We start from the raw sequence: 22,581 nt of genomic DNA, 5'->3' as shown, positions 1-22,581 counted from the left end.
GCTGGATGCCATGGAGATCAGAGCCGCGCGCAAAGAAGACGTTCCCGTAATCCTCGAGCTCATCCAGGAGCTGGCCGTCTACGAAAAGGAGCCGGACGCGGTCAGGAACACTCCACAGGCGCTTGCCGAGCATCTCTTTGCCGAGCACCCGGCAGTGTTTGCACACGTGCTGGAGGACGACGGCGGAATCCAGGGTTTCGCACTCTGGTTCCTGAACTACTCCACCTGGGAAGGGGTCCACGGCATCTGGCTGGAGGATCTCTACGTCCGTCAGGAGTCCCGAGGCCGCGGGTACGGGAAAGCCCTGCTGCGCAGCTTGGCCCAGCTCGCCGTCGAACGCGGTTACGCACGGGTGGAATGGTGCGTCCTGAACTGGAATGAGCCTTCCATCCGTTTCTACAAGTCCCTGGGTGCCCAGCCCATGGACGAGTGGACGACTTACCGCCTCACCGGCGGGGCACTGGAGGACTTCGGCACCCCCGGTGCGGCATGAGCGTTCAGCACACCGCTTCCGATCCCGTGCTTGTCCGGGGCATGCGGACCGTGGAGCACCGGTTCACCGTTCCACTGGACCACTCCCGCCCGGACGGCGAGCAAATCTCCGTCTTCGCCCGCGAGTACTCCGACCCCGAGGTATCCCCCGCCGCTGACCTTCCCTGGCTCCTGTACCTGCAGGGCGGACCGGGCGGAAAGGGAAACCGGCTGCTGCAGTTCGGCGGCTGGACCAAAGCGGCCTCCCGCCGGTTCCGCATCCTGATGCTGGACCAGCGCGGAACCGGACTCTCGACGCCGGCGAACCGCCAGCGCCTGGCCCTGCGCGGCGATGCTGCTGCGCAGGCGGAGTACCTTACCCACTTCCGCGCGGACTCGATCGTGGCCGATGCCGAGCTCGTTCGCACAGCCCTCGGCTCCGGACCATGGAGCATCTACGGGCAGTCCTATGGCGGGTTCTGCGCGCTGACCTATCTGTCGTTCGCGCCTGCGGGCCTGAAGGAAGCGCTGATCACCGGCGGGCTGGCACCCCTTACCGGCCCCGCCGACCGGGTATACCAGGCAACCTTCAGCAGGGTGGCCGCACGGAACGCGGAGTACTTCGCGAAGTATCCCGGTGACCGGGAGCTGACCACCCGGATTGCCCGGCACCTGGAGACCGTGCCCGAGTACCTTCCGGACGGCACGCGGCTGTCCACCCGGCGGTTCCAGATGGCCGGTTCCTACCTTGGCGGCAATACCCGCATGGACGGTCTGCACTACCTGCTGGAAGAAGCTTTCATCGATACCCCCGACGGGCCCAGGCTCTCTGACACGTTCCTGGCCGGAATGTGGCAGCTCGCTGAGCGCTCCACCAATCCCCTGTACGCCCTGATGCACGAATCGATCTACGCACAGGGGCAGGCTACGCGGTGGGCCGCGTGGCGGGTCCTGGGATCCCGGCCGGACTTCCTGCCCAGCGCCGCCGAACCCCTGTACACCGGCGAGATGGTTTATCCCTGGTATTTCGAGGAGGATCCGGCGCTGCGTCCACTGCAGCGGACTGCGGACCTGCTGGCAGCAAAATCCGACTGGCCGGAGCTTTACGACCCGCGGCAGCTGGCGTCCAACACCGTTCCTGCCGCGGCTGCGGTCTACACCAATGACATTTACGTGGACCGGGACCTCTCCCTTGAGACAGCTGCGGCCGTGCGCGGGCTGAAAGTCTGGGAAACGGATGAGTTCCACCACGACGGCATAGCCGACGACGGCGAGGGCATCTTCAACCGCCTGCTGGGCATGGTGCGCGGAACGGGGGACGGGTAGCCGGGGCAGCCGGCTGCAGCAGCGGAAGTAACGGGAAAGCGCCCGCTGCTTCCGGCGCCGGGAATACACTGAGGCCGGGACGTACACCTGTGAAAGGTTCCGGTCATGGCACCCAGCACCCAGTACAGCTCTTCCCCTGCATCCCCGGGTGTTACTGCGCCATCCCCCGGTGACCCGGCTCGATGGCGAAGGATTTCTTCCGCGGTTCTGGCGGTCCTGGCTGGGCTGGCCCTGGTCGCGGCAGTGATTGCCGGATACGCCGGCAGCCTGGTCAGCAATACGGACCGCTATGTCGCCACAATCGGGCCCGTGATCCAGGACCAGGCCGTGCAGGATGATCTCTCCGGACAGATCTCGGACCAGATCACGTCACGGATGGACATTAGCTCCAGCATTCAGGACGCCGTAGCCGAGCGCAGTGACACGCGCGCAGCGCAGGGCCTCGCCTCGGTCCTGGGGCCCCGGATCGCCGAAAGAACCAACACCTTGGTTGAGCAGACGGTATCTAAGGCGGTGGCAAGCCAGGCCTTCGCGGCGATCTGGACCGATGCCAACCGGGCAGCCCACCAGGTCCTTGTCCGTGCCGTGGAAGACGACCCGGGCGGCATCGCTTCCATTGCGGAGAACGGAAACGTGAGCATCTCCACGACGGCGATGATAGCCGAGGCCAAGTCCCGCCTCCTGGCCCAGGGCGTAGGGGTTGCGTCTGCCATTCCTGATGACGCCGGCCAGGACTACACCGTCTTCAGCGCCCCGGGGCTTGCATCGGCGATCTCCGCCCTCGACGCCCTCGGCCGTGTCGCTGCACTGCTGCCATGGGCTGCCTTCCTGCTGGCGGCTGGGGCGGTGCTCCTTGCTCCGGCCGGGCGCCGGCTTCGAAGCGGCATCATTTTCTCCCTCTCCAGTGCCGGAGCTGCACTGGCTGCCGTCCTGGCCATCCGTGTCATCGAACAGGGAATTGTCAACGCTGCCGGCGGAAGCGCGGTCTCCCCCGAGGCTGCCGCTGCAGTCAGCAGCGCATTCCTGGGACCGCTGTCCGGAGCCCTGCGCTCGGTGCTGGTACTGGCGTTGCTGGCCGTGGGAGTGCTCTACGCCGCCGGGCATCCGTCACGCTGGTCCGGCTGGGCAATGCGCCACCTGCGGATCTGCCAGGCATGTGCCGCAGCGCTGACGGTGCTGGTCCTGTTCCTGCCTGGTATCGCGGCCGGGATTGTCCTCGGAGTAGCAGCCGTAATGGTGGCGGCGATCATTGTCCTGGAGGTAATGGCCCGGACACAGCAGACGCCGGCTTCTCCCGCAGCGGCCTAGCGGGAGTAACCGGCGTGCACTGAATTACCCGGCACCGGGATGGTTCAGGCCAGCGCCTTCGCCTTCAACCGGCCGAATTCGTCGCTGGTAATAAGCCCTTCGTCCAGCATCGACTTTGCCGAGGAGATCTGCTCAGCGGCATTCTGGGTCCCCGCGGTGCGCCTGATGTACGCGGCAGCCTGTTCCTGGGACTCGCTGGCCCGCTGTGCAGATCTGGCTGCCATACTCCGTCCGCGGGCAATGACGTAAACCAGGGCCGTGATGTAGGGAAGGAACAACAGAAAGAAGACCCACACCGCCTTCACCCAGCCGTTCATGCTGTCATCCCGGAACAGGTCGGCAAAGATCTGGAAGAGCAGCATCAGGTATGCGAAAAGGAAGAACACCGCAACGATTGACCAAAGTACTTCGAAGAAGTTCATGGTTGCTCCTTGGGAGCGTAGGCGGATACAAAGTGGCCCCGGCGGGACCCTGGGATTCCCCTCTGCCGAGGGACACAAGCGGTATTCGAAGAGTAGCGCCGTACACGCCAGGCAGACCTGTCCCGCGCAAACTGCTTTGGTGCGATGCCATCCTCTCCGGGTTAACGGACAGAGGGCACCTGGACGGCGGTCCTGGTGCCCTCTGCAGCCGGCGTGCGGCTAGTTCGGAGTGTTTCCGTTCTTCCGCGGGTCCTCCGCGAGGAACTTCTGCCGCGCTTCGTCCGTAATCTCGGGAAGCTCGACGTCGTCCCGGGTTTCGGCAGCCTTCTCGGCAGCGCGGTACGTCTTGGAGACGTCGTCGTAGGCCCTGGTCCGCTCTTCATGCGGAGTGTCCTCGCCCAGGCTCCGGTAAACTTTCAGGGCCCCTTCGAGCGAAGCGACAGCCTGCACAGCCTTGGCCTTCGGGCTCAGCAGGCTCGCTACGGTGGCGATCACAATGGTGCCGAGGATGACGGCCAGCGACACGAAGGTGGGGATCTCAGGTGCCCAGGCAACCGACTCGCCGCCGTTGATGAAGGGCAGCTCATTGACGTGCAGTGCATGCAGGATCAGCTTCACGCCAATGAAGGCGAGGATCACCGAAAGGCCGTGCTTGAGGTAGATGAGCCGGTCCATCAGTCCGCCGAGCAGGAAGTACAGCTGGCGCAGGCCCATCAGCGCGAAGATGTTGGCTGTGAAGACGATGAATGCGCTCTGGGTGAGACCAAAGATCGCAGGAATGGAGTCGACGGCGAACATCAGATCCGTCACGCCGATGGTGATGAAGACGATGATCATCGGGGTGAAGACCTTCTTGCCGTCCACCACGGTGCGGACCTTGCCCTCGTCGAAGTTCTCCGTCATGGGCAGGAAGCCGGTGAGCTTGCGGACCAGTTTGTTGTCACTGCCGCCCTCTTCATCTTCACCGTTGTCTGTGGCCTGCTTGTACGCGGTCCAGAGCAGGAAAGCACCAAAGAGGAAGAAGACCCAGGAGAAGTTCTCGATCACGGCGGCGCCGATGAGAATGAAGATGCCGCGGAGGATCAGCGCGATGATGATGCCGAACATCAGCACTTCCTGCTGGTACTTACGGGGTACCGAGAAACGCGCCATGATGATGATGAACACAAAGAGGTTGTCGATGCTGAGGCTGTACTCAGTCACCCAGCCGGCAACGAACTGGCTGCCGTACTCCGGGCCGGTAAAGATGAACATCATCACCGCGAAGACGAGCGCCAGGCCCACGTAGAAGGCAACCCATAGGCTTGCTTCCTTCATGGAGGGTTCGTGGGGCCGCTTGACGACCAGGAGCAGGTCGAAGAGCAGGACCAGCCCTAGGACAATGAAAGTACCAACCTCGAAGGCGAGGGGCAGTGCGGGCATGGGGAACAGACCTTTCAGAGCACGGAAAAAGGCGGGGCGTTCCGGTTTTGCCTACGGAACCACCCCACCGCCGCCAAGAAGTCTATCTCAGGCGTGCCCGGCATTCTGCATCTGGCGGAGTTCCTTCTTCAGGTCGCCCACCTCATCACGCAGCCGTGCAGCGAGCTCGAACTGCAGTTCTGCAGCTGCTGCGTGCATCTGTTCCGTCATCTGTTCGATCAGGCCGGTGAGGTCTTCAGCCGGTGCCGCAGCCAGACCGTCCTTCCGGATGCCCTTGGCTGTCTTGCCCTTGCCTGACTTGGTCTGCTTCTTAGCGGCCTCTTCCAGGAGCGCCTTGGTGTCCGCGTCTTCCCGGGCCAGCGAATCGGTGATGTCCGCAATCCGCTTCCGGAGGGGCTGAGGGTCTACGCCGCGTTCCTTGTTGTACGCCACCTGGATTGCCCGGCGCCGATTGGTCTCATCGATGGCGTGCGCCATGGAGTCCGTGATCCGGTCGGCATACATGTGTACCTGGCCCGAGACGTTTCGGGCGGCACGGCCGATCGTCTGGATCAGCGACGTCGAACTGCGCAGGAAGCCTTCCTTGTCAGCGTCGAGGATCGAGACCAGGGATACTTCGGGAAGGTCGAGGCCTTCACGGAGCAGGTTAATGCCAACCAGGACATCGAAAGTGCCCATCCGCAGTTCGCGCAGGAGCTCAACTCGCCGGAGGGTATCGACGTCGGAGTGCAGGTACTCGACCTTGACCCCGTTTTCGAGCAGGTAGCCGGTGAGATCCTCCGCCATGCGCTTGGTAAGGGTAGTGACAAGGACGCGCTCGTTTTTCTCCGTGCGGATGCGGATCTCGGACAGCAAGTCGTCGATCTGGCCCTTGCTTGGCTTGACCACCACCTCGGGATCCACAAGGCCTGTGGGGCGGATGATCTGTTCCACCACGCCGTCGGCCTTGCCGAGTTCGTACTTGCCCGGAGTGGCGGACATGTAGACGGTCTGTCCGATCCGTTCCAGGAATTCGTCCCACTTCAGCGGACGGTTGTCCATCGCGGAGGGAAGCCGGAAGCCGTGCTCCACGAGCGTGCGCTTCCGCGACATGTCGCCCTCATACATGGCGCCGATCTGCGGAATGGTCACGTGGGACTCATCCACCACCAGCAGGAAGTCGTCCGGGAAATAGTCAAGCAGGCAGTGCGGGGCGGTACCGGGACCGCGGCCGTCAATCCAGCGGGAGTAGTTCTCGATGCCGTTGCAGAAGCCCATCTGCTGCATCATTTCCAGGTCATATGTGGTGCGCATCCGCAGCCGCTGCGCTTCGAGGAGCTTGTTCTGGCTTTCAAGCTCCTGCAGGCGTTCGCGCAGTTCGTCCTCGATGCCCTTGATGGCGCGGTTCATCCGTTCCGGTCCAGCCACGTAGTGCGAGGCCGGGAAGACGTACATTTCCTGCTCGTCGCGGATCAGGTCGCCGGTGAGGGGATGCAGCGTCTGAATGCTCTCGATCTCGTCGCCGAAGAACTCGATCCGGATGGCCTGTTCCTCATACATCGGAATGATCTCAACGGTGTCTCCACGCACCCTGAAGGTCCCGCGGTGGAAGTCCATGTCATTGCGGACGTACTGCATGGAAACAAACTTGCGCAGCAGGTCGTCGCGGTTCATTTCCATACCGCGGCGCAGGGTGACCATTCCCTGGATGTACTCTTCCGGCGTGCCGAGGCCGTAGATGCATGACACGGTTGCCACAACGATCACGTCGCGCCGGGTCAGCAGAGCGTTGGTAGCCGAGTGCCGCAGCCGCTCCACTTCCTCGTTGATGGAGGAATCCTTCTCAATGAAGGTATCCGTCTGCGGCACGTACGCTTCGGGCTGGTAGTAGTCGTAGTAGGAAACGAAGTACTCAACGGCGTTGTTGGGCAGCAGTTCCCGGAATTCGTTGGCCAGCTGGGCGGCAAGCGTCTTGTTCTGCACCATTACCAGGGTGGGCCGCTGCACCTGCTCCACCAGCCATGCCGCGGTCGCGCTCTTACCGGTACCGGTGGCGCCCATCAGGACAACGTCCTTCTCGCCGGCCTGGATGCGTTCAGCCAGTTCCTTGATGGCGGTCGGCTGGTCGCCGGCAGGCGAGTAATCGCTGACTACTTCAAAGGGGGCAACAACACGTTTGATGTCCTGCGCAAGACTCATGGTTCAACGCTACTCCGGGACGCGGTCAGGTGCTGTCCGTATTGCTCACGGCATAACGGCCGGCGGCTCCCCGCGCAGCAGAGCTTCGTTGCGCGGCACCAGCTGCTCGTCCCACAGCCGCTGCACCGCAGCCACCACTTCTGCCTCAGTGCCGGTGTTCTCCAGGACGACGTCGGCCACTGCGGCCCGCTCCGCGGCACTGGCCTGGGCATCGATCCGCGCCTGTGCTGCCTCCGATTCCATGCCCCGGTCCCGCACCATACGGTCCAACCGGGTTTCCTGCGGAGCTTCAACCACCAGCACAAAGTCGAAGGAGCTGGCCTGGCCTGTCTCCACGAGGAGCGGAATATCCTGGACCAGGATGCCCTCCGGAGGAACTGCCGCGGCGAGCTCGGCGGCCCGAGACCGCACCAGCGGGTGGATGATCGAGTTCAGCACTTTGCGCTTCTCCTCATTACCGAAGACGATGGCGGCGAGGGCCGGGCGGTCCAGGGAGCCGTCCTCAGCAAGGACACCGGAGCCAAAAGCCTCCACCACGGCTGCAAGGCCTGGGGTTCCGGGAGCCACAACCTCGCGTGCCAGCGCATCGGCGTCGATCAGGGTGGCACCGCACTCCACGAGCGTACGGGCAACGAGTGACTTTCCGGCGGCGATCCCGCCGGTGAGACCTACCTTCAGCATCCCCCCACCCTACCGTCCCCGCCCGGCATGAGGGGCAGGGACTGCCCTGCCAACTAGACTGTCAGGGTGAGCGAATTCGAGGCGGCGCCGGGGCGCTACACAACCGTCTCCGGGGACCACCGGAGCGAACTCGAAATCAAGCGCTCACGCTTCATCACCGTACTGCGGCGCACGGAAACCGAAGACGCGGCCCGCGCCCTGATCGCGGAACTGCGCCGGGAATTCCACGACGCAAGGCATCACTGCAGCGCCTTCGTACTGGGGCCCGGGCGGGAGGTGCAGCGCTCCAGTGATGACGGCGAGCCTTCCGGAACAGCAGGAATTCCGATGCTTGAGGCGATTACCAAACGCGAAACGTTCGACGGCGCATCCGACCTGAGCGACATCACTGCCGTTACGGTCCGCTATTTCGGCGGGATCCTGCTCGGCGCCGGCGGCCTGGTGCGGGCTTATTCCGAATCCGTATCCTCCGCCCTGGCTTCCGCTCCGCTCCTGCGACGGCAGCGGATGCAGCTGTACAGCGTTCCTGCCGGCCATGCCGGTGCGGGACGCCTTGAAAACGACCTGCGGAGCGCAGGCTACGCCGTCCGCGGGACCGAGTACGGCGCCGCCGGAGCAGTCATTACCGTTGCCCTTCCGGATACTCCCGGTGCTGATACCGCTTTCCGGGAGCGGCTGGCCTCCCTCACAGCCGGGGATACCGCCGCCGATCTGATCACGACCGAATGGATTGACCTGTGACCCCTGCCAACCCGGCGTTCGACTTCGAGCAGCTCGGCCGCGCGCCGGATGTGGAAGCCGAGAACCTGCAGGCCTTCGATGCGGCTGACAGGCTGCTGCTGGACCTGGCAGCTGATGACCTGTGGGCAGCGGCACAGGAACCCGGCGCCGTAACCGTCATAGGTGATTCCTACGGCGCCCTGACCCTCGGTGCTGCTTCGCTGCACGGACTGCACGGAATCCGTGTCCACCAGGACCCGCTTTCCGGAGAGCTGGCGCTGGACCGCAACGCGGCGGTTCCTGGTCTAACCGGCTCCTACTCGCATTATCCGCTGGATGCGTCCCTGGCAGCTGGAGCAAAGGTTGTCCTGCTGCGGCTGCCCCGCTCACTGGACGCCCTGGAAGAGATCGCAGAACTGATCGCCGCCAATGCCGCACCGGACGTCCGGGTGTACGCGGCCGGCCGGATCAAGCACATGACAATGGCCATGAACGATGTGCTGGGCCGGTACTTCCAGTCGCTGACAGTGTCCCTGGCGCGGCAGAAATCCCGCGTCCTGGTGGCCGGCGGGCCGCGGCCCCAGGGTGAGCTGCCAGCGTCCCGTTTTCCGCTGGAAGCGGCATACGACGTCGGCCTTCCGGCGCCGCTGCAGCTGCGGGCCCGGGGCGCTGCTTTTGGAGGCGCGGCACTGGATCCCGGCACCCGGTTCCTGCTGCCGTTCCTGGCCCGGGCACGGGAGACAGGGACGGCAGTCGATCTGGGCTGCGGCAACGGCGCGATCGCCGCCTACCTCGCGCTCGCCAGGCCAGCGATCCGCGTGCTGGCTTCCGATCAGTCCGAGGCCGCCGTCGCCTCGACAGAACTCACGCTCGAAGCCAACGGCGTCTCGGACCGTGCCGATGTCCGACGCGCGGATGCCCTCAGCTGGCTCCAGGACGAGTCACAGGACCTCGTGGTGCTGAACCCGCCCTTCCATATTGGAGCCAGCGTGCACACCGGCATTGCGTTCAAGCTCTTTGCCGATGCTGCCAGGGTGCTGCGTCCCGGTGGTGAACTATGGACAGTCTGGAATTCACATCTGGCGTACAAGCCGGCTTTGAACCGGATAGTAGGCCCCACGGAGCAGGTCGCCCGAAACCCCCGTTTTACGGTTACTGTGACCACCCGCCGCTAGTCGGCGCCAGTCCCCCCACGACACGCGAAACCCTCAGAGAGCGCTCTCTTGACAGTGAAGCCCGTCACATCTAGGCTCTCAGCAAGATCAGAGAGCGCTCTCTGGAACGGTTCGGGAGTTTCGAACCGCAACGGGCTCTCTGGCTACAGGATCCACAGTTAGCGTCCCGTCCCAGGACAAGCCCAGTTTCCATTCGGCACGGTCCTCCCCGGGATTTCAACCGGCAAGACACACACAAAGGAGTGACCGTGAAAAAGTTCCGAAATTCAGCAGCTGTCGTGGCAGGTGCTGCGGCAGTCGCACTGCTCGCCGCCGGCTGCGGCGGAGGCAGCAGCAACAGCGGCGAACCCGCCTCGGAGGAAAACCCGATTGAACTCTCCGTCACCACATTCGGAACCTTCGGCTACGACGACCTCTACGCGGAATACGAAGAGGCCAACCCCGGCATCACCATCAAGCCCAACAACATTGACACCGGCGGCAACGCACGGACTGACCTCTTCACGAAGCTTGCCGCAGGTTCAGGCGTCAGCGACGTGGTGGCCATTGAAGAGGGCTGGCTAGGCGCCATCATGGAGGTTTCGGACAAGTTCGTGGACCTGAACGAATACGGTGCAGAGGACCTTAAGGACAACTGGGTCGGCTGGAAGTACAAGCAGGGCACCGACCCGGACGGCCGTGTCATCGGCTACGGCACGGACATCGGACCGCAGGGCATCTGCTACAACGGAGACCTCTTCGAAGCTGCCGGCCTGCCGAGCGACCGCGAAGCCGTCGCTGAACTCCTGGGCGGGGAAGACGCCACGTGGGAGAAGTACTTCGAAGTCGGTAACCAGTACAAGGACGCCAGCGGTAAAGCCTGGTTCGACCAGGCCGGCTTCGTATGGAACTCCATGGTGAACCAGATGGAGGAGGGCTACTACGCGAAGGACGGCGAGCTGAACATCGAGGGCAACGATGCGATGATCGCAAACTTCAAGATGCTCTCCGGTTCCATTGACGACGGACTGTCCGCGAACCAGGAAGAGTGGAAGTGGAACAACGGCCAGTCCTTCCTGGACGGCACTTTCGCCACCATGGTCTGCCCCGGCTGGATGCTCGGAAACATCCAGGGCGGTATTGAAACCGCAGGCGGCTCCACTGACAGCGGCTGGGACTTCGCCGATGTGTTCCCCGGCGGTGCCTCAAACTGGGGCGGCGCCTTCCTCTCGGTACCGGAAACCTCGGACCACAAGGAGGAAGCTGCCAAGCTCGCTGCCTGGCTAACGGACCCGGAACAGCAGATCAAGCAGTCCGCAGCGGCCGGCAACTTCCCCAGCACTCTTGAGGCACAGGAGCAGCTTGCCTCCGATGCAACACCGAATGAGTGGTTCAACGATGCTCCTACCGGGGCCATCCTGGCCTCGCGCGCCGAAGGCGTAGAGGCGCAGTTCAAGGGACCGGACGATTCAGTTATCCAGGAAAAGGTCTTTGGCCCGGCCATCGATGACTTGGAGACAGGTACCGCGAATGCGGACCAGGCATGGGAGAAAGCACTGAAGCTCCTCAACGACCTGGTCATCAACAACTAGCAGCACCGCACGCGGGGCCTCCTCCGGGAGGCCCCGCCCGGAGCACGGGAGTCTGCCATGACCGCCACACTGAACCGGCCTGTCCAGAAGCAACCGGTTAAGCCGCGGACAACGTTCCGCCAGCGCCTCTCCAGATGGGATATGAAGGCGTCCCCTTACCTCTACATTTCACCGTTCTTTATTCTTTTCGGTATCACCGGTTTGTTCCCGCTGGTGTATACCTTCTGGGTATCACTGCACGAATGGCACCTGCTAAAGGGACAGGGCGACTTTATCGGGCTGCAGAATTTTGCCTCCGTGCTGGGCGATACGCGTTTCTGGGGTTCGCTCTTCAACACATTTTCGATCTTCCTGCTTTCGGCAATTCCCCAGCTGGTAGTTGCCGTCTTCCTGGCGGCCATCCTGGACCAGCATCTGCGGGCCAAGACGTTCTGGCGCATGTCGGTGCTCCTGCCCTACGTTGTAACGCCGGTGGCAGTGGCACTGATTTTTTCCAAAATGTTTGCTGAGAACAACGGGCTGCTGAACAACCTGCTGGGCAACTTCGGGGTCGACCCGATTATGTGGCAGACGGGCACGCTGCCCAGCCACATCGCAATCGCCACCATGGTCAACTGGCGGTGGACCGGCTACAACGCGCTGATCCTGCTGGCAGCCATGCAGGCTGTCCCCCGCGACCTTTACGAATCCGCAGCAATTGACGGTGCGGGTGCTGTCCGGCGGTTCTTCAGCATCACGCTGCCGAGTATTCGTCCCACCATGATCTTCGTGATCATTACCGCTACTATCGGCGGCCTGCAGATCTTTGCCGAACCCAAACTGTTCGACCCGGTCAATGCCGGCGGAATCCAGGGCCAGTTCCAAACCACCGTGCTCTTCCTGTGGGACATGGGCTTCCAGAGGCAGAACTTTGGCAAGGCATCGGCCGTGGCCTGGCTGCTGTTCCTGATCATTGTGCTGGTGGGCCTGGTCAACTTCCTTATTTCAAAGCGGATCGCCACCGGGGATCCCCAGCGGCCGCGTGCCACGAGGAGAAAGTCATGAGCGTCCTGCAGCGAGCCCGGGCTGTCCCGGGAACCGGGACCGGGTCAGGGGCCGGGAAACCGGTTCGTAAACGCCGCCAGGGGCAGTCTTTTGGCAGCGGACGCCGTCCGGGATCCCTCACCTACGGGATCCTGCTGGTCTTCCTGTTCTGCTCGGCTTATCCGCTCTGGTGGTCCGTCATTATCGGCAGCAACGGAAATCCCGCCCTTGGGCAGGAATGGCCTCCGCTCCTGCCCGGCGGACGGTTCTGGACCAACGTGTCCGAGGTCATCAACACCGTGCCGTTCTGGCAGGCGCTGGCCAACAGCGTCATCATCTCCGGAACAATCACCGTCTCGGTGGTGATTTTCTCCACGCTCGCAGGCTACGCGTTTGCGAAGCTGAGGTTCAGGGGACGCGGTGTCCTCATGGTGGCGGTAATCGCCACCATGGCCATCCCCACCCAGCTTGGCATCATCCCGCTGTTCATGGTCATGCAGAAACTAGGCTGGACAGGCGAACTAGGCGCCGTAATTGTGCCGGGGCTGGTAACAGCCTTCGGCGTGTTCTTTATGCGCCAGTACCTGGTGGACGTCATTCCCGACGAGCTGATCGAATCCGCCCGTATGGACGGGGCCAGCATGCTTGGAACTTTCCGGCATGTGGCGCTGCCGGCGGCGCGGCCCGCTATGGCCATCCTGGGCCTGTTCACATTTATGACGGCGTGGACTGACTTTATGTGGCCCATGCTCGTGCTGGCAGACAATCCCACTTTGCAGGTGGCACTAAGCCAGCTGCAGTCGGCGCGCTACGTCGATTATTCAATTGTGCTGACCGGTGCCGTGCTGGCCACCGTTCCGCTGCTGGTTCTTTTCGTGGCAGCGGGCAAGCAACTTATTTCCGGAATCATGCAGGGAGCAGTGAAGGGCTAATGACTAACAACACCTCTACGCGGAAGCACAGCAATTTCCCGCCCGGTTTCATCTGGGGTTCAGCCACTGCCGCCGCCCAGGTAGAAGGCGCGGCCTGGGAAGACGGCAAAGAGGATTCGGTCTGGGATGCCTTCGCGGCCATTCCGGGGAACGTCCTTAACGGAGACACCCCGTCCGTCGCGGTGGACCATTACCACCGCATGCCGCAGGACGTTGCCCTGATGAAGAAACTGGGGCTGGACTCCTACCGTTTCTCCACCAGCTGGGCGCGGGTCCGGCCCGGAGGCGGAGCTCTGAATTCCAAGGGACTGGACTTCTACTCCCGCCTTGTTGACGAACTGCTGTCAGCAGGGATCCTCCCCTGGCTCACCCTGTACCACTGGGACCTTCCGCAGGGACTGGAGGAACAGGGCGGGTGGACCAACCGCGACACAGCTTGCAGGTTCGTGGAGTACGCCCAGGATGTCTACGCAGCCCTGGGTGACCGGGTCAAGCACTGGACCACCTTCAACGAACCGTTCTGCTCGTCCCTGCTTGGCTACGGTTCAGGAGTCCATGCCCCTGGCCGGCAGGACCCGAACGCAGCGGTAGCCGCCGTGCACCACCAGCACCTGGCACACGGCATGGCCACTTCAGAACTGCGCAGCCTGGGGGCCGAACAGGTTGGCATCACCCTCAACCTGAGCAATTCGATTCCGAAGGATCCGAACGATCCCGTTGACCTTGAGGCCGCCCGGCTGTTCGATTCCCTGCAGAACCGCATTTTCCTGGAACCGATCCTGCTCGGCGCCTACCCGGAGGACTCCCTGCGGGACCTGGAGCCGTACGGGCTCCACGACATCATCCTCCCGGGCGACATGGAGGTTATTGGCGCACCCATCGATTTCCTGGGCGTGAACCACTACCACGATGACCAGATCAGCGGGCACCCGGACACCTCAGGCGAGGATGGCCACGGCGGTGGAGGCGTCCTGCCCAAGGCTTCGCCCTGGATTGGCGCCGAACATATTACGTTCCCGTCCCGCGGGCTGCCGCGGACCGGTATGAACTGGGAAGTGAACCCTGATGGCCTCAGGAAGCTCCTGGTCCGTCTGGGTCAGGAGTACCCGCAGCTGCCGCCGCTCTACATCACCGAGAACGGTGCCGCCTACGACGACGAAGTGTCCGGGGATGGGGCCGTCCATGACACGGAACGCACCAGCTTCATACTCGACCACGTCAAAGCCGTCGGGGAGGCAATCGACGAAGGAGCCGACGTCCGCGGTTACTTCGTCTGGTCCCTCCTGGACAACTTCGAGTGGTCATGGGGCTATGACAAGCGCTTCGGCATCATCCACGTGGACTACCAGACGCAGGAACGCATCATCAAGGACAGCGGCCTGGCGTACAGCAGGTTCATCGCGGAGAGCCGCGGCGGCTCGGTTGCCGGCGCCCACAGCACTTCCCCCGAGACGGCTCCGGTCGGATAAGGGGAAAGTAGGATTGGGAACTGGGTTCGGCATGGAACAACGGCAAAGGATGCCAGTGGATGGAGACCTCATTGGGTACTGACACAGGCCAGGTGCGGCCGGCTCCGACCCTGGAGATGGTGGCGGCGCTCGCCGGCGTCTCCAGGGCAACGGTCTCGCGCGTCGTGAACGGCTCGCCTTCGGTGGCGCCTGAGCTTGTCCAGAGCGTGGAGCAGGCCGTCCGGACACTGAACTATGTTCCCAATCGTGCGGCCCGGACACTGGCAAGCCGCCGAACCTACACCATCACCTTGCTGGTACCCGAGTCCACGTCCAAAGTGTTCGCGGATCCGTTCTTCGCCACGGTCGTGGAGGGAGTGGCCAAGTACCTCAATTCGACGGATTACATGCTGAACATGGTCACGTCCTCGGAGTCGAATCCGGGCAAGACGCAGCGGTACCTGATGGGTGGCAATGTTGACGGCGTACTGGTGGTTTCCCACCACAGCGGGGACCATTCCTGGGAGCACCTCAGCGACGCCCTCCCGATCGTCTTCGCAGGCCGCCCGCTCCTCAACGCCAGTGACAGCTACTACGTCGAAGTCGACAACGAAGAGGGAGCGCTGGCTGCCGTCCAGCGCCTGATCGAGACAGGAAGGCAGAACATAGCCACCATCGCCGGCCCGCAGGACATGCCTCCGGGCGTGGACCGCTTTGCGGGCTGGCGGACGGGCCTGCACCGCGCCGGTCTCGACGATGCCCTGGTGGAGTACGGAGACTTCACTGTCGCCTCAGGGGCAGCAGCGATGGAGCGCCTTCTGGCACGGGGCAAACCCATTGACGGACTGTTCGCTGCGAACGACCAGATGGCTGCTGGCGCCCACGCGGTGCTCCGGGAGCACGGACTGCGCATTCCCGAGGACATCGCCGTCGTAGGTTTCGATGACGACCAGTTTGCCACCGGTGTCTCCCCCGCCCTGACGACCGTCCACCATCCCATCGCTGAACTCGGCGAGAAGATGGCACGCATGCTGGTGGAACTCATCGAAGGCCGGGCAGCGGAAAGAGTCTGCCGGCTGCCTACGTCCCTCGTTGTGCGGGAGTCCGCCTAGCCTCCCCGCTAGGCGCTGGTGTAACGGATGCCGGTGTAGTCTTCCTCGGCCCAGAGAGTACTGCGGCGGTTTCGGCGCTCCCACATCGCCTCCATTTGGCGCATGGCGGTTTCCCACTCACCGGCATCAGGCTCACGCGTCCTGATCAGGGCCACGGCCGCTACCCCTGATGCGTATCCCCACACGTAGAGGGAGGCGAGCCGGGGATCAGCAAAGGCGCCGTTCCACAGGGGGCTGCGGCGTTTTTTGAGCAGCTGGGTTCCAAGCACCAGCAGGGCGGCGGCAGCAAGGCCCGCGGTGTAGAAAACGTCTGCCGAGATGAGGCCGAACGGACGGGTAAGAACCACCGCGGCCAGCAGGATACCGCCCGCGGCACGGATCCGGCCGGCGTTCCCCGCGGACCAGCTGTCAGCTTCACGGGCAAGCCGGTGCTGCTCCCTGCGCCAGGCACGGAACCGGGGCAGGTCTGCTTTTGCTTCAGTATCGCGTACTGCGTCTGCTGCCTCAAAGTAACGCGGATACCGCTCATGGAGGTCTTGCTCCAGCTGTTCAGCTGCGCTGAGATCTTCAAATGCTTCGGTCCGCTCTGCTTCAACTACTCCGTTGAAGAGGTTGGCGGCCTGAACCGGTGTCACGTGTCTGGCCGCTGCCTGTGCCCTGCGCCGGATCTCCGGTTCCAGTTCCGCGGCCTGCGGTGAGATTGCCTCCTGGCGCTGCATGTACTTCCCCCTGGTGTGTTCCCCTATTTTCCTGCCCTGACGGCGGCCCCAGCCTACCAACCTTCCAAACCTGGCGCTGACATGCGAAAAGGCGGGTTCCCACCGAAGTGGGAACCCGCCTTTTCAGCGGCTAGAGCCTTAGCAACTTAGATTAGTTGCCGGTCAGCTTCTCGCGCAGTGCAGCAAGTGCCTCGTCGGATGCCAGGGTACCGGCAGCGGACTCGGATGCAGCAGGCTCGGAGGAGTAGCTGGTGGAGCTGGACTCAACGGAGTCCGACGCTGCAGCAACATCCTCGGAGTTGTGCTGGGCAACCTGCTTCTTGTGAGCTTCCCAGCGGGCCTGGGCGTCAGCGTACTGCTGCTCCCAAGCGGCGCGCTGGGTCTCGTAGCCCTCGAGCCATTCGTTCGACTCGGGGTCGAAGCCTTCGGGGTACTTGTAGTTGCCGGCTTCGTCGTACTCTGCGGCCATGCCGTACAGAGCCGGATCGAACTCGGTGCCCTCGGGGTCAACGCCCTCGTTCGCCTGCTTCAGCGACAGGGAGATGCGGCGGCGCTCGAGGTCGATGTCGATAACCTTGACGAAGAGCTCGTCACCAACGGAGACAACCTGCTCGGCCAGCTCTACGTGGCGCACAGCCAGCTCGGAGATGTGGACCAGGCCTTCGATGCCGTCTTCGACGCGTACGAACGCACCGAACGGAACGAGCTTGGTGACCTTGCCCGGCACAACCTGGCCCAGGGCGTGGGTGCGGGCGAAGGTCTGCCACGGATCTTCCTGCGTAGCCTTCAGCGACAGGGAGACACGCTCGCGGTCGAGGTCAACTTCCAGAACCTCAACGGTGACTTCCTGTCCAACTTCAACGACCTCGGAGGGGTGGTCGATGTGCTTCCAGGACAGCTCGGAAACGTGGACGAGGCCGTCTACGCCGCCAAGGTCCACGAATGCACCGAAGTTGACGATGGAGGAAACAACGCCCGGACGAACCTGGCCCTTTTCCAGCTTGTTGAGGAAGGTGGAACGGACCTCGGACTGGGTCTGCTCGAGCCATGCACGGCGGGACAGGACCACGTTGTTGCGGTTCTTGTCCAGCTCGATGATCTTGGCTTCGATCTGCTGGCCGATGTACGGAGCCAGGTCGCGGACGCGACGCATCTCCACGAGGGATGCCGGCAGGAAGCCGCGCAGCCCGATGTCGAGGATAAGACCACCCTTGACAACCTCGATGACGGTACCGGTGACGACGCCGTCTTCTTCCTTGACCTTCTCGATGTCGCCCCAGGCACGCTCGTACTGTGCGCGCTTCTTGGAGAGGATCAGACGGCCTTCTTTGTCTTCCTTGGTGAGGACCAAAGCTTCGACCTGGTCGCCCACGGAGACAACGTCTCCGGGATCAACGTCGTGCTTGATGGAAAGCTCACGGGAAGGAATGACACCCTCGGTCTTGTAACCGATGTCGAGCAGAACCTCGTCGCGGTCAACCTTGACGACGGTACCTTCGACGAGATCGCCGTCGTTGAAGTACTTGATCGTTGCGTCAATGGCGGCGAGGAAGTCCTCGGCAGAACCGATGTCGTTGATCGCGACCTGCGGGGTACCGGACTTCTCGGTGGTGGTGATGGTCATGTAGTTGGGACTCCGATGTGGAAGTTGTAGTAATTCCGGATGAACTCCCACCGGCTCGCGTGCAACCCGAAGGATCAGGCTCAAGACGGTGCTTGGTTGTCCGGAGATGGACAGAATGTAAATAATTTGTGTTGCCCGCCTGCGCTTGGAGGCTCCCTGTCATGAATTAGCTTCAATCAGAGGACCGAACCAGCACGCGTGACGCGCCTGTTCAGTCTAGCCGGACCCTCCAAGTCAGGTCAAAGCCGATCGGGGAAACCGGCAGTACTGCTTCCCCTATCCTCTAAACCCATGCCGGGCGCCGGTAATTCCCGCTGCGCCGGTCCTGTCAGAAGTGGGTGCTGCAGTATGGTGCCCGGGCCACATCGAAGAGCCGTCCGAGTGCGGTAAGAGCAACGGCAGTACCCCGGATCCCGCCCGCCGCAGCGAGGACAGATGCCGGAACTCCCCCAAGATAAAGGGAGGCGAATGCCGCGGCGTCGGCCTCCACGACGGGCAGTCCCTGAGGCAGCTCCTCCCCCAGTTCCGTCAGTACCGTTGATCCGCCGCTTACCTGGAGCAGCCACCGGCCCTGGGCCAGGCCGAGGGGATCTGCGACGCCGAGCACCAGTTCGCCGTCGGATTCAAAGCCCCGGGCCCGGAGCATCGCAGGCGGGTCGAGGGCCCGCAGCCACAGTGTGTCCTCGACGCCGGTGATCTGGTACCGCCGCCGGTCGGCCAGCGCCCAGGGAAGCGGATCGGCCAGCGGACCCGACGCGGTGATCTTCTCGACCAGGTCGATCGAGCCCAGGTAGCGCCACAGTTCAAGCCGCGCGGTGTCGCCCACGGCCACCAGGTCCAGGACCTTGAGCGTGTGCGGTTCCGTTTCCCACGGGAGGAAGCGGTAGGTTACGTAACCGTCCGGGGTTCCGGCGTCGTCGTAATGAACGGCGGCGCGTACATCCTGCTGGATTTCCGGAAGGTCGCCCCACAGGCCCGCAGCACGTTTCGCGTAGCCGGCCTGCCGTCCGAGGGCACCCCGGGTAACCCGCAGGTGGCGGCGGAAAATCTCAGGGGCAAGCTCCTCCATCCGTGCCGGTTCCGCCAGCACTGTGGACCCCGACGGCGGAGTCTTGAGTTCCAGCCGGCCGCGCGCATCGATTTCGACGTTGGTTTCAACGGTCGCCGCACCGAATCCAAACCGTCCGTAGATCACCGCCTCTGAGGCAAGCAACGCCGCTACCGCAAAGCCGTCCTCCTTGGCCCGCTGAAGATCCCCGGAGATCATGCTGGTCAGGATGCCCCGGCGGCGGTGTGTTGGACGCACTGTCACAGATGTGATCTGGTGAGCCGGCAGCAGCGTCCCCCCGGCGTTCAGGTCGTTGGACATTGTGGCGTAGGTGGCCACCGGTGCCTTGGGGTTCCAGGCATACTCGGGTGCAGCGCCGTCGTAAACGCCCGTGAGCATCCGTCCGTCGGCGAGGTATGCCTCCACGAGGGACGCCGCCTGCTCCGGTTTCCACGCCGGATCGTGGAACCCAACGTTGACGGCCTGCAGCCAGTCCGAGGTCCGGTCATCTGCGCGCTGGGGGTCAGTTTCGGACAGACCGGCGCGGAAGCGTTCCGTGCGCAGGGCAGGTGCTGTTGGTTCGGCCGTCAAGATTCCCCCTGGGTGGTATTCGGATGGTGCCTAGTGCCCGGCCTCATGCCAGCTGGCGCCCCAGCCTACGGACACATCCAGCGGGACCGAGAGATCGGCGGCGCCGGCCATCTGTTCGCAGACCAGTTTTTCGGCTGCTTCCCGTTCCCCGGGGGCAACCTCCAGCACCAGTTCGTCATGGACCTGCAGAAGCATACGCGTTTTCATGCCCTGCTTCCTGAGTTCGGCATCCACTCCAAGCATGGCCTTCTTGATGATGTCTGCCGCGGAACCCTGAATCGGTGCGTTGAGGGCTGCCCGCTCGGACATTTCCCTCAGCTGGCGGTTGGTGCTCGCCAGGTCGGGAAGATAGCGGCGGCGTCCTTCAATGGTGGAGGTGTAGCCGTCCTTGCGGGCCTGCTCGACGACGCCGCGCAGGTAGTCACGCACGGCACCGAACCGGGTGAAGTAGTCGCGCATAAGGGTGCGGGCCTCGTCCACCGGAATCGACAGCTGCTTGGAGAGGCCGAAGGAGCTCAGGCCGTAGACCAGTCCGTAGGACATTGCCTTGACCTTGGACCGCATGGCACTGGTGACCTCTTCGGGCCGAACGCCGAAGATGTGCGAGCCGACGAACCGGTGCAGGTCCTCGCCGTCCCGGAAGGCCTGAATCAGGCTTTCGTCTCCGGACAGGTGCGCCATAATGCGCATTTCCACCTGGGAGTAGTCGGCAGTCAGCAGTGTCTCGTAACCCTCGCCCACCACAAAGACCTCGCGGATGCGCCGGCCCTCTTCGGAACGGATGGGGATGTTCTGCAGGTTGGGGTTGATGGAGGAAAGCCGGCCTGTTGCCGCGACCGTCTGGGCATACGTGGTGTGGATGCGTCCGTCGTCGGAGACCGATTTGCGCAGTCCTTCCACGGTCTGCCGGAGCTTGGAGGCGTCCCGGTAGGCGAGAAGGTGCGCAAGGAACGGGTGTCCGTTCGTCTTCACGATCAGGTCCGCCAGCGCGTCGGCATCTGTGGAATAGCCGGTCTTGATCTTCTTGGTCTTGGGCAGGCCCAGTTCCTCGAAGAGCACCACCTGCAGCTGCTTCGGGGAGCCAAGGTTGATTTCCTTGCCGATCACCGCGAAGGCCTCTTCCTTGGCCTGATCGATGGTGCGGCCAAACTCGTCGAGCAGCCGGTCAAGCTTGTCAGTGGACACGGCAATACCGGCCAGCTCCATTTCGGCCAGGACTTCAGCGAGGGGCAGTTCCAGTCCACCCAGAAGCTGATTGGCTCCGCGTTCCACCAGGAGACCGGAGAAGTGCTCGCTCAGGCGAAGCGACGCGAATGCCTCCATGACCGCGGGAGCGGCGGTGTCTTCGCCGTCCAGGGAGAGTTCAAGCTGGTTGCCGGAGGCGGCCGACGATTCGAGGGAAAGTTTGAGGTGCTGCAGGCTCAGGTCCGGCAGGTCGTAGCTGCGCCGGTCGGGCTGGATGAGATAGCCGGAGATGGCGGGATCGTCCACTTCGCCGTCGAGGTGCAGGCCGCGCCGGGACAGGAGTTTGTAGACATCCTTGAAATCGTGAACGACCTTGGGCGCGTTCTGGTCTGCCAGCCAGGCGGCCAGGACTGACTCGGCGTCGGCGTCCAGTTCCGTCAGGGGCACGTAGGCCGCTGACTCGTCGGTGACGACGGCAAGTCCGACCGCTTCACGTGCTTCGCCGGATCCTTCGGTCACCAGCCGGACGCCCGCAGGCTTCTGGTTGGTGGTCCGGAACCAGGCTTCCAGCGCGTCGGCCGCCGTGATGGTGGTGTGTTCCGGGGGCAGCATTTCCGGATGATCCCCCGGCGCCTCTTCCTCGCCGTAGACGTCGAACAGCCGTTTGCGCAGGGCATTGAACTGCAGGGCGTCAAAGAGCTCCTCGATTGCTTCCCGGTCCGGCCGGCGGGCCGCCATGGCATCAAGGTCCACGGGCAGCTCAAGGTCCCGCAGCAGCCGGTTCAGGCGCCGGTTCCGCTTAACGTCTTCGATGTTGGCGCGCAGGGAGTCGCCCACTTTGCCCTTGATTTCGTCAAGGTGCTCGAGGATGCCCTCAAGGCCGCCGTAGAGCTTAATCCATTTCGCAGCGGTCTTCGGGCCAACACCCGGGACGCCGGGAAGGTTGTCGGCCGATTCGCCCACCAGGGCTGCCAGGTCGGAGTACTTGTCCGGCGGCACCAGGTACTTTTCTTCCACGGCTGCTGCGTCCATTCGCGGCAGGTCGGACACACCCTTCTTCGGGTAGAAGACCGTTACGCGGTCATTCACCAGCTGGAAAGCGTCACGGTCACCGGAGACAACCATGACGTCCCAGTTACGGCCCGCGGCCTGCTCAGCCAGCGTGGCAAGGATGTCGTCCGCCTCATAGCCGTCCAGGGAGATGGTGGGGATGCGCATGGCTTCCATGACCTTGATGATCAGGTCCACCTGCCCGTGGAACTCCTCGGGGGTTTTGTTGCGGCCGCCCTTGTACTCGGCGTACTCCTCGGTGCGGAAAGTCGGAGTGTCAAGGTCGAACGCCACGGCAATGTGGGTCGGTTCTTCGTTCTTGATCAGGTTGATCAGCATGGACGTGAAACCGTAGACGGCGTTCGTGTGCTGGCCGGTGTCGGTGGAGAAATTCTCCGCAGGAAGGGCATAGAAAGCCCGGAAGGCCATGGAATGGCCGTCAATGACCAGCAGCCGGCTGTTGCCGGAAGCATTGGGCGTTCCCAGGGCCGCCTCTGCCGGTGCGGCGGCGGCCGGAGCGGAAGGCTCCGGCGCTGCATGGCTGCCCACGGGGGCCGCTGCCGCATTGTCCGTCT

General features: G+C 63.4%; 17 protein-coding genes and 1 pseudogene. 10 read left to right on the top strand and 8 right to left on the bottom strand.

What is annotated here, in order from left to right:
* The first annotated feature begins 10 nt into the window (after window positions 1–10).
* From FYJ28_RS01705 to FYJ28_RS01695, 3 genes are all read left to right on the top strand, one after another.
* On the top strand, window positions 11–493 hold the full coding sequence (locus FYJ28_RS01705) for a GNAT family N-acetyltransferase (protein WP_154578063.1): 483 nt from the start codon (window positions 11–13) through the stop codon (window positions 491–493).
* Window positions 490–1,797 (top strand): alpha/beta fold hydrolase, encoded by a 1,308-nt coding sequence (locus FYJ28_RS01700; protein ID WP_229780089.1) that lies wholly within the window; start codon window positions 490–492, stop codon window positions 1,795–1,797. The genes FYJ28_RS01705 and FYJ28_RS01700 overlap by 4 nt, the downstream gene beginning before the upstream one ends.
* Window positions 1,798–1,902: 105 nt before the next feature.
* A complete protein-coding gene (locus FYJ28_RS01695; RefSeq protein ID WP_154578062.1) occupies window positions 1,903–3,105 on the top strand; it encodes a hypothetical protein in 1,203 nt (400 codons plus the stop codon).
* Window positions 3,106–3,149: 44 nt separating this feature from the next.
* On the opposite strand, the gene FYJ28_RS01690 is transcribed toward FYJ28_RS01695, so the two are convergent.
* From FYJ28_RS01690 to coaE, 4 genes and pseudogenes are all read right to left on the bottom strand, one after another.
* On the bottom strand, window positions 3,150–3,527 hold the full coding sequence (locus FYJ28_RS01690; RefSeq protein WP_154578061.1) for a PLDc N-terminal domain-containing protein: 378 nt from the start codon (window positions 3,525–3,527) through the stop codon (window positions 3,150–3,152).
* A gap of 426 nt (window positions 3,528–3,953) precedes the next feature.
* Window positions 3,954–4,949: pseudogene (locus FYJ28_RS01685) on the bottom strand (TerC family protein); the annotation flags it as partial.
* A gap of 87 nt (window positions 4,950–5,036) precedes the next feature.
* Window positions 5,037–7,127, bottom strand: a complete 2,091-nt coding sequence (uvrB, locus tag FYJ28_RS01680) for an excinuclease ABC subunit UvrB (RefSeq protein ID WP_154578059.1) — start codon at window positions 7,125–7,127, stop codon at window positions 5,037–5,039.
* 45 nt (window positions 7,128–7,172) lie between these two features.
* Complete coding sequence (coaE, locus tag FYJ28_RS01675; protein WP_154578058.1) at window positions 7,173–7,808, bottom strand: dephospho-CoA kinase; 636 nt, start codon at window positions 7,806–7,808, stop codon at window positions 7,173–7,175.
* A gap of 66 nt (window positions 7,809–7,874) precedes the next feature.
* Between coaE and FYJ28_RS01670 the strand changes: the two genes are divergently transcribed.
* The 7 genes from FYJ28_RS01670 to FYJ28_RS01640 all read left to right on the top strand — a co-directional run bounded on the left by FYJ28_RS01670 (window position 7,875) and on the right by FYJ28_RS01640 (window position 15,789).
* Complete coding sequence (locus FYJ28_RS01670) at window positions 7,875–8,549, top strand: IMPACT family protein (RefSeq protein WP_055241228.1); 675 nt, start codon at window positions 7,875–7,877, stop codon at window positions 8,547–8,549.
* Window positions 8,546–9,703: a class I SAM-dependent methyltransferase gene (locus FYJ28_RS01665; protein ID WP_326831438.1), complete on the top strand. Its 1,158-nt coding sequence runs from the start codon at window positions 8,546–8,548 to the stop codon at window positions 9,701–9,703. Before FYJ28_RS01670 ends, FYJ28_RS01665 begins: the two co-directional genes overlap by 4 nt.
* Before the next feature lie 242 nt (window positions 9,704–9,945).
* Complete coding sequence (locus FYJ28_RS01660; protein WP_442778560.1) at window positions 9,946–11,274, top strand: ABC transporter substrate-binding protein; 1,329 nt, start codon at window positions 9,946–9,948, stop codon at window positions 11,272–11,274.
* 57 nt (window positions 11,275–11,331) lie between these two features.
* Window positions 11,332–12,318 carry a carbohydrate ABC transporter permease gene (locus tag FYJ28_RS01655; protein WP_154578057.1) on the top strand — a complete coding sequence of 329 codons (987 nt, stop codon included), beginning with the start codon at window positions 11,332–11,334 and terminating at the stop codon, window positions 12,316–12,318.
* Window positions 12,315–13,229, top strand: a complete 915-nt coding sequence (locus FYJ28_RS01650) for a carbohydrate ABC transporter permease (protein WP_154578056.1) — start codon at window positions 12,315–12,317, stop codon at window positions 13,227–13,229. The genes FYJ28_RS01655 and FYJ28_RS01650 overlap by 4 nt, the downstream gene beginning before the upstream one ends.
* Entirely contained in the window at window positions 13,229–14,698 is a 1,470-nt protein-coding gene (locus FYJ28_RS01645; protein ID WP_154578055.1) for a GH1 family beta-glucosidase, read from the top strand. Before FYJ28_RS01650 ends, FYJ28_RS01645 begins: the two co-directional genes overlap by 1 nt.
* 59 nt (window positions 14,699–14,757) lie before the next feature.
* Entirely contained in the window at window positions 14,758–15,789 is a 1,032-nt protein-coding gene (locus FYJ28_RS01640; protein WP_055241240.1) for a LacI family DNA-binding transcriptional regulator, read from the top strand.
* A gap of 8 nt (window positions 15,790–15,797) precedes the next feature.
* On the opposite strand, the gene FYJ28_RS01635 is transcribed toward FYJ28_RS01640, so the two are convergent.
* The 4 genes from FYJ28_RS01635 to polA all read right to left on the bottom strand — a co-directional run bounded on the left by FYJ28_RS01635 (window position 15,798) and on the right by polA (window position 22,435).
* Window positions 15,798–16,508 carry a hypothetical protein gene (locus tag FYJ28_RS01635; RefSeq protein WP_154578054.1) on the bottom strand — a complete coding sequence of 237 codons (711 nt, stop codon included), beginning with the start codon at window positions 16,506–16,508 and terminating at the stop codon, window positions 15,798–15,800.
* Window positions 16,509–16,659: 151 nt separating this feature from the next.
* The gene (gene rpsA / locus FYJ28_RS01630) at window positions 16,660–18,132 is read right to left on the bottom strand and encodes a 30S ribosomal protein S1 (protein ID WP_055241244.1); all 1,473 of its coding nucleotides are present in this window, start codon (window positions 18,130–18,132) and stop codon (window positions 16,660–16,662) included.
* A 328-nt stretch (window positions 18,133–18,460) separates the two neighbouring features.
* Complete coding sequence (locus FYJ28_RS01625; RefSeq protein WP_154578053.1) at window positions 18,461–19,771, bottom strand: GNAT family N-acetyltransferase; 1,311 nt, start codon at window positions 19,769–19,771, stop codon at window positions 18,461–18,463.
* Between the two features lie 30 nt (window positions 19,772–19,801).
* On the bottom strand, window positions 19,802–22,435 hold the full coding sequence (gene polA, locus FYJ28_RS01620; protein WP_229780169.1) for a DNA polymerase I: 2,634 nt from the start codon (window positions 22,433–22,435) through the stop codon (window positions 19,802–19,804).
* Window positions 22,436–22,581: the final 146 nt, after the last annotated feature.

The organism is Arthrobacter sp. BL-252-APC-1A (assembly GCF_009696625.1).
Classification (GTDB): domain Bacteria; phylum Actinomycetota; class Actinomycetes; order Actinomycetales; family Micrococcaceae; genus Arthrobacter_B.
This window is presented reverse-complemented; position numbering and strand designations above follow the sequence as displayed.

Bases quoted from the DNA above. Each gene is read 5' to 3' on its own strand.
- polA (WP_229780169.1), bottom strand. From the start codon at position 22,435: ATGGCCTTCCGGGCTTTCTATGCCCTTCCTGCGGAGAATTTCTCCACC.
- FYJ28_RS01705 (WP_154578063.1), top strand. From the start codon at position 11: ATGGAGATCAGAGCCGCGCGCAAAGAAGACGTTCCCGTAATCCTCGAG.
- FYJ28_RS01640 (WP_055241240.1), top strand. From the start codon at position 14,758: ATGGAGACCTCATTGGGTACTGACACAGGCCAGGTGCGGCCGGCTCCG.
- FYJ28_RS01690 (WP_154578061.1), bottom strand. From the start codon at position 3,527: ATGAACTTCTTCGAAGTACTTTGGTCAATCGTTGCGGTGTTCTTCCTT.
- FYJ28_RS01700 (WP_229780089.1), top strand. From the start codon at position 490: ATGAGCGTTCAGCACACCGCTTCCGATCCCGTGCTTGTCCGGGGCATG.
- rpsA (WP_055241244.1), bottom strand. From the start codon at position 18,132: ATGACCATCACCACCACCGAGAAGTCCGGTACCCCGCAGGTCGCGATC.
- FYJ28_RS01655 (WP_154578057.1), top strand. From the start codon at position 11,332: ATGACCGCCACACTGAACCGGCCTGTCCAGAAGCAACCGGTTAAGCCG.
- FYJ28_RS01645 (WP_154578055.1), top strand. From the start codon at position 13,229: ATGACTAACAACACCTCTACGCGGAAGCACAGCAATTTCCCGCCCGGT.
- coaE (WP_154578058.1), bottom strand. From the start codon at position 7,808: ATGCTGAAGGTAGGTCTCACCGGCGGGATCGCCGCCGGAAAGTCACTC.
- uvrB (WP_154578059.1), bottom strand. From the start codon at position 7,127: ATGAGTCTTGCGCAGGACATCAAACGTGTTGTTGCCCCCTTTGAAGTA.
- FYJ28_RS01650 (WP_154578056.1), top strand. From the start codon at position 12,315: ATGAGCGTCCTGCAGCGAGCCCGGGCTGTCCCGGGAACCGGGACCGGG.
- FYJ28_RS01635 (WP_154578054.1), bottom strand. From the start codon at position 16,508: ATGCAGCGCCAGGAGGCAATCTCACCGCAGGCCGCGGAACTGGAACCG.
- FYJ28_RS01695 (WP_154578062.1), top strand. From the start codon at position 1,903: ATGGCACCCAGCACCCAGTACAGCTCTTCCCCTGCATCCCCGGGTGTT.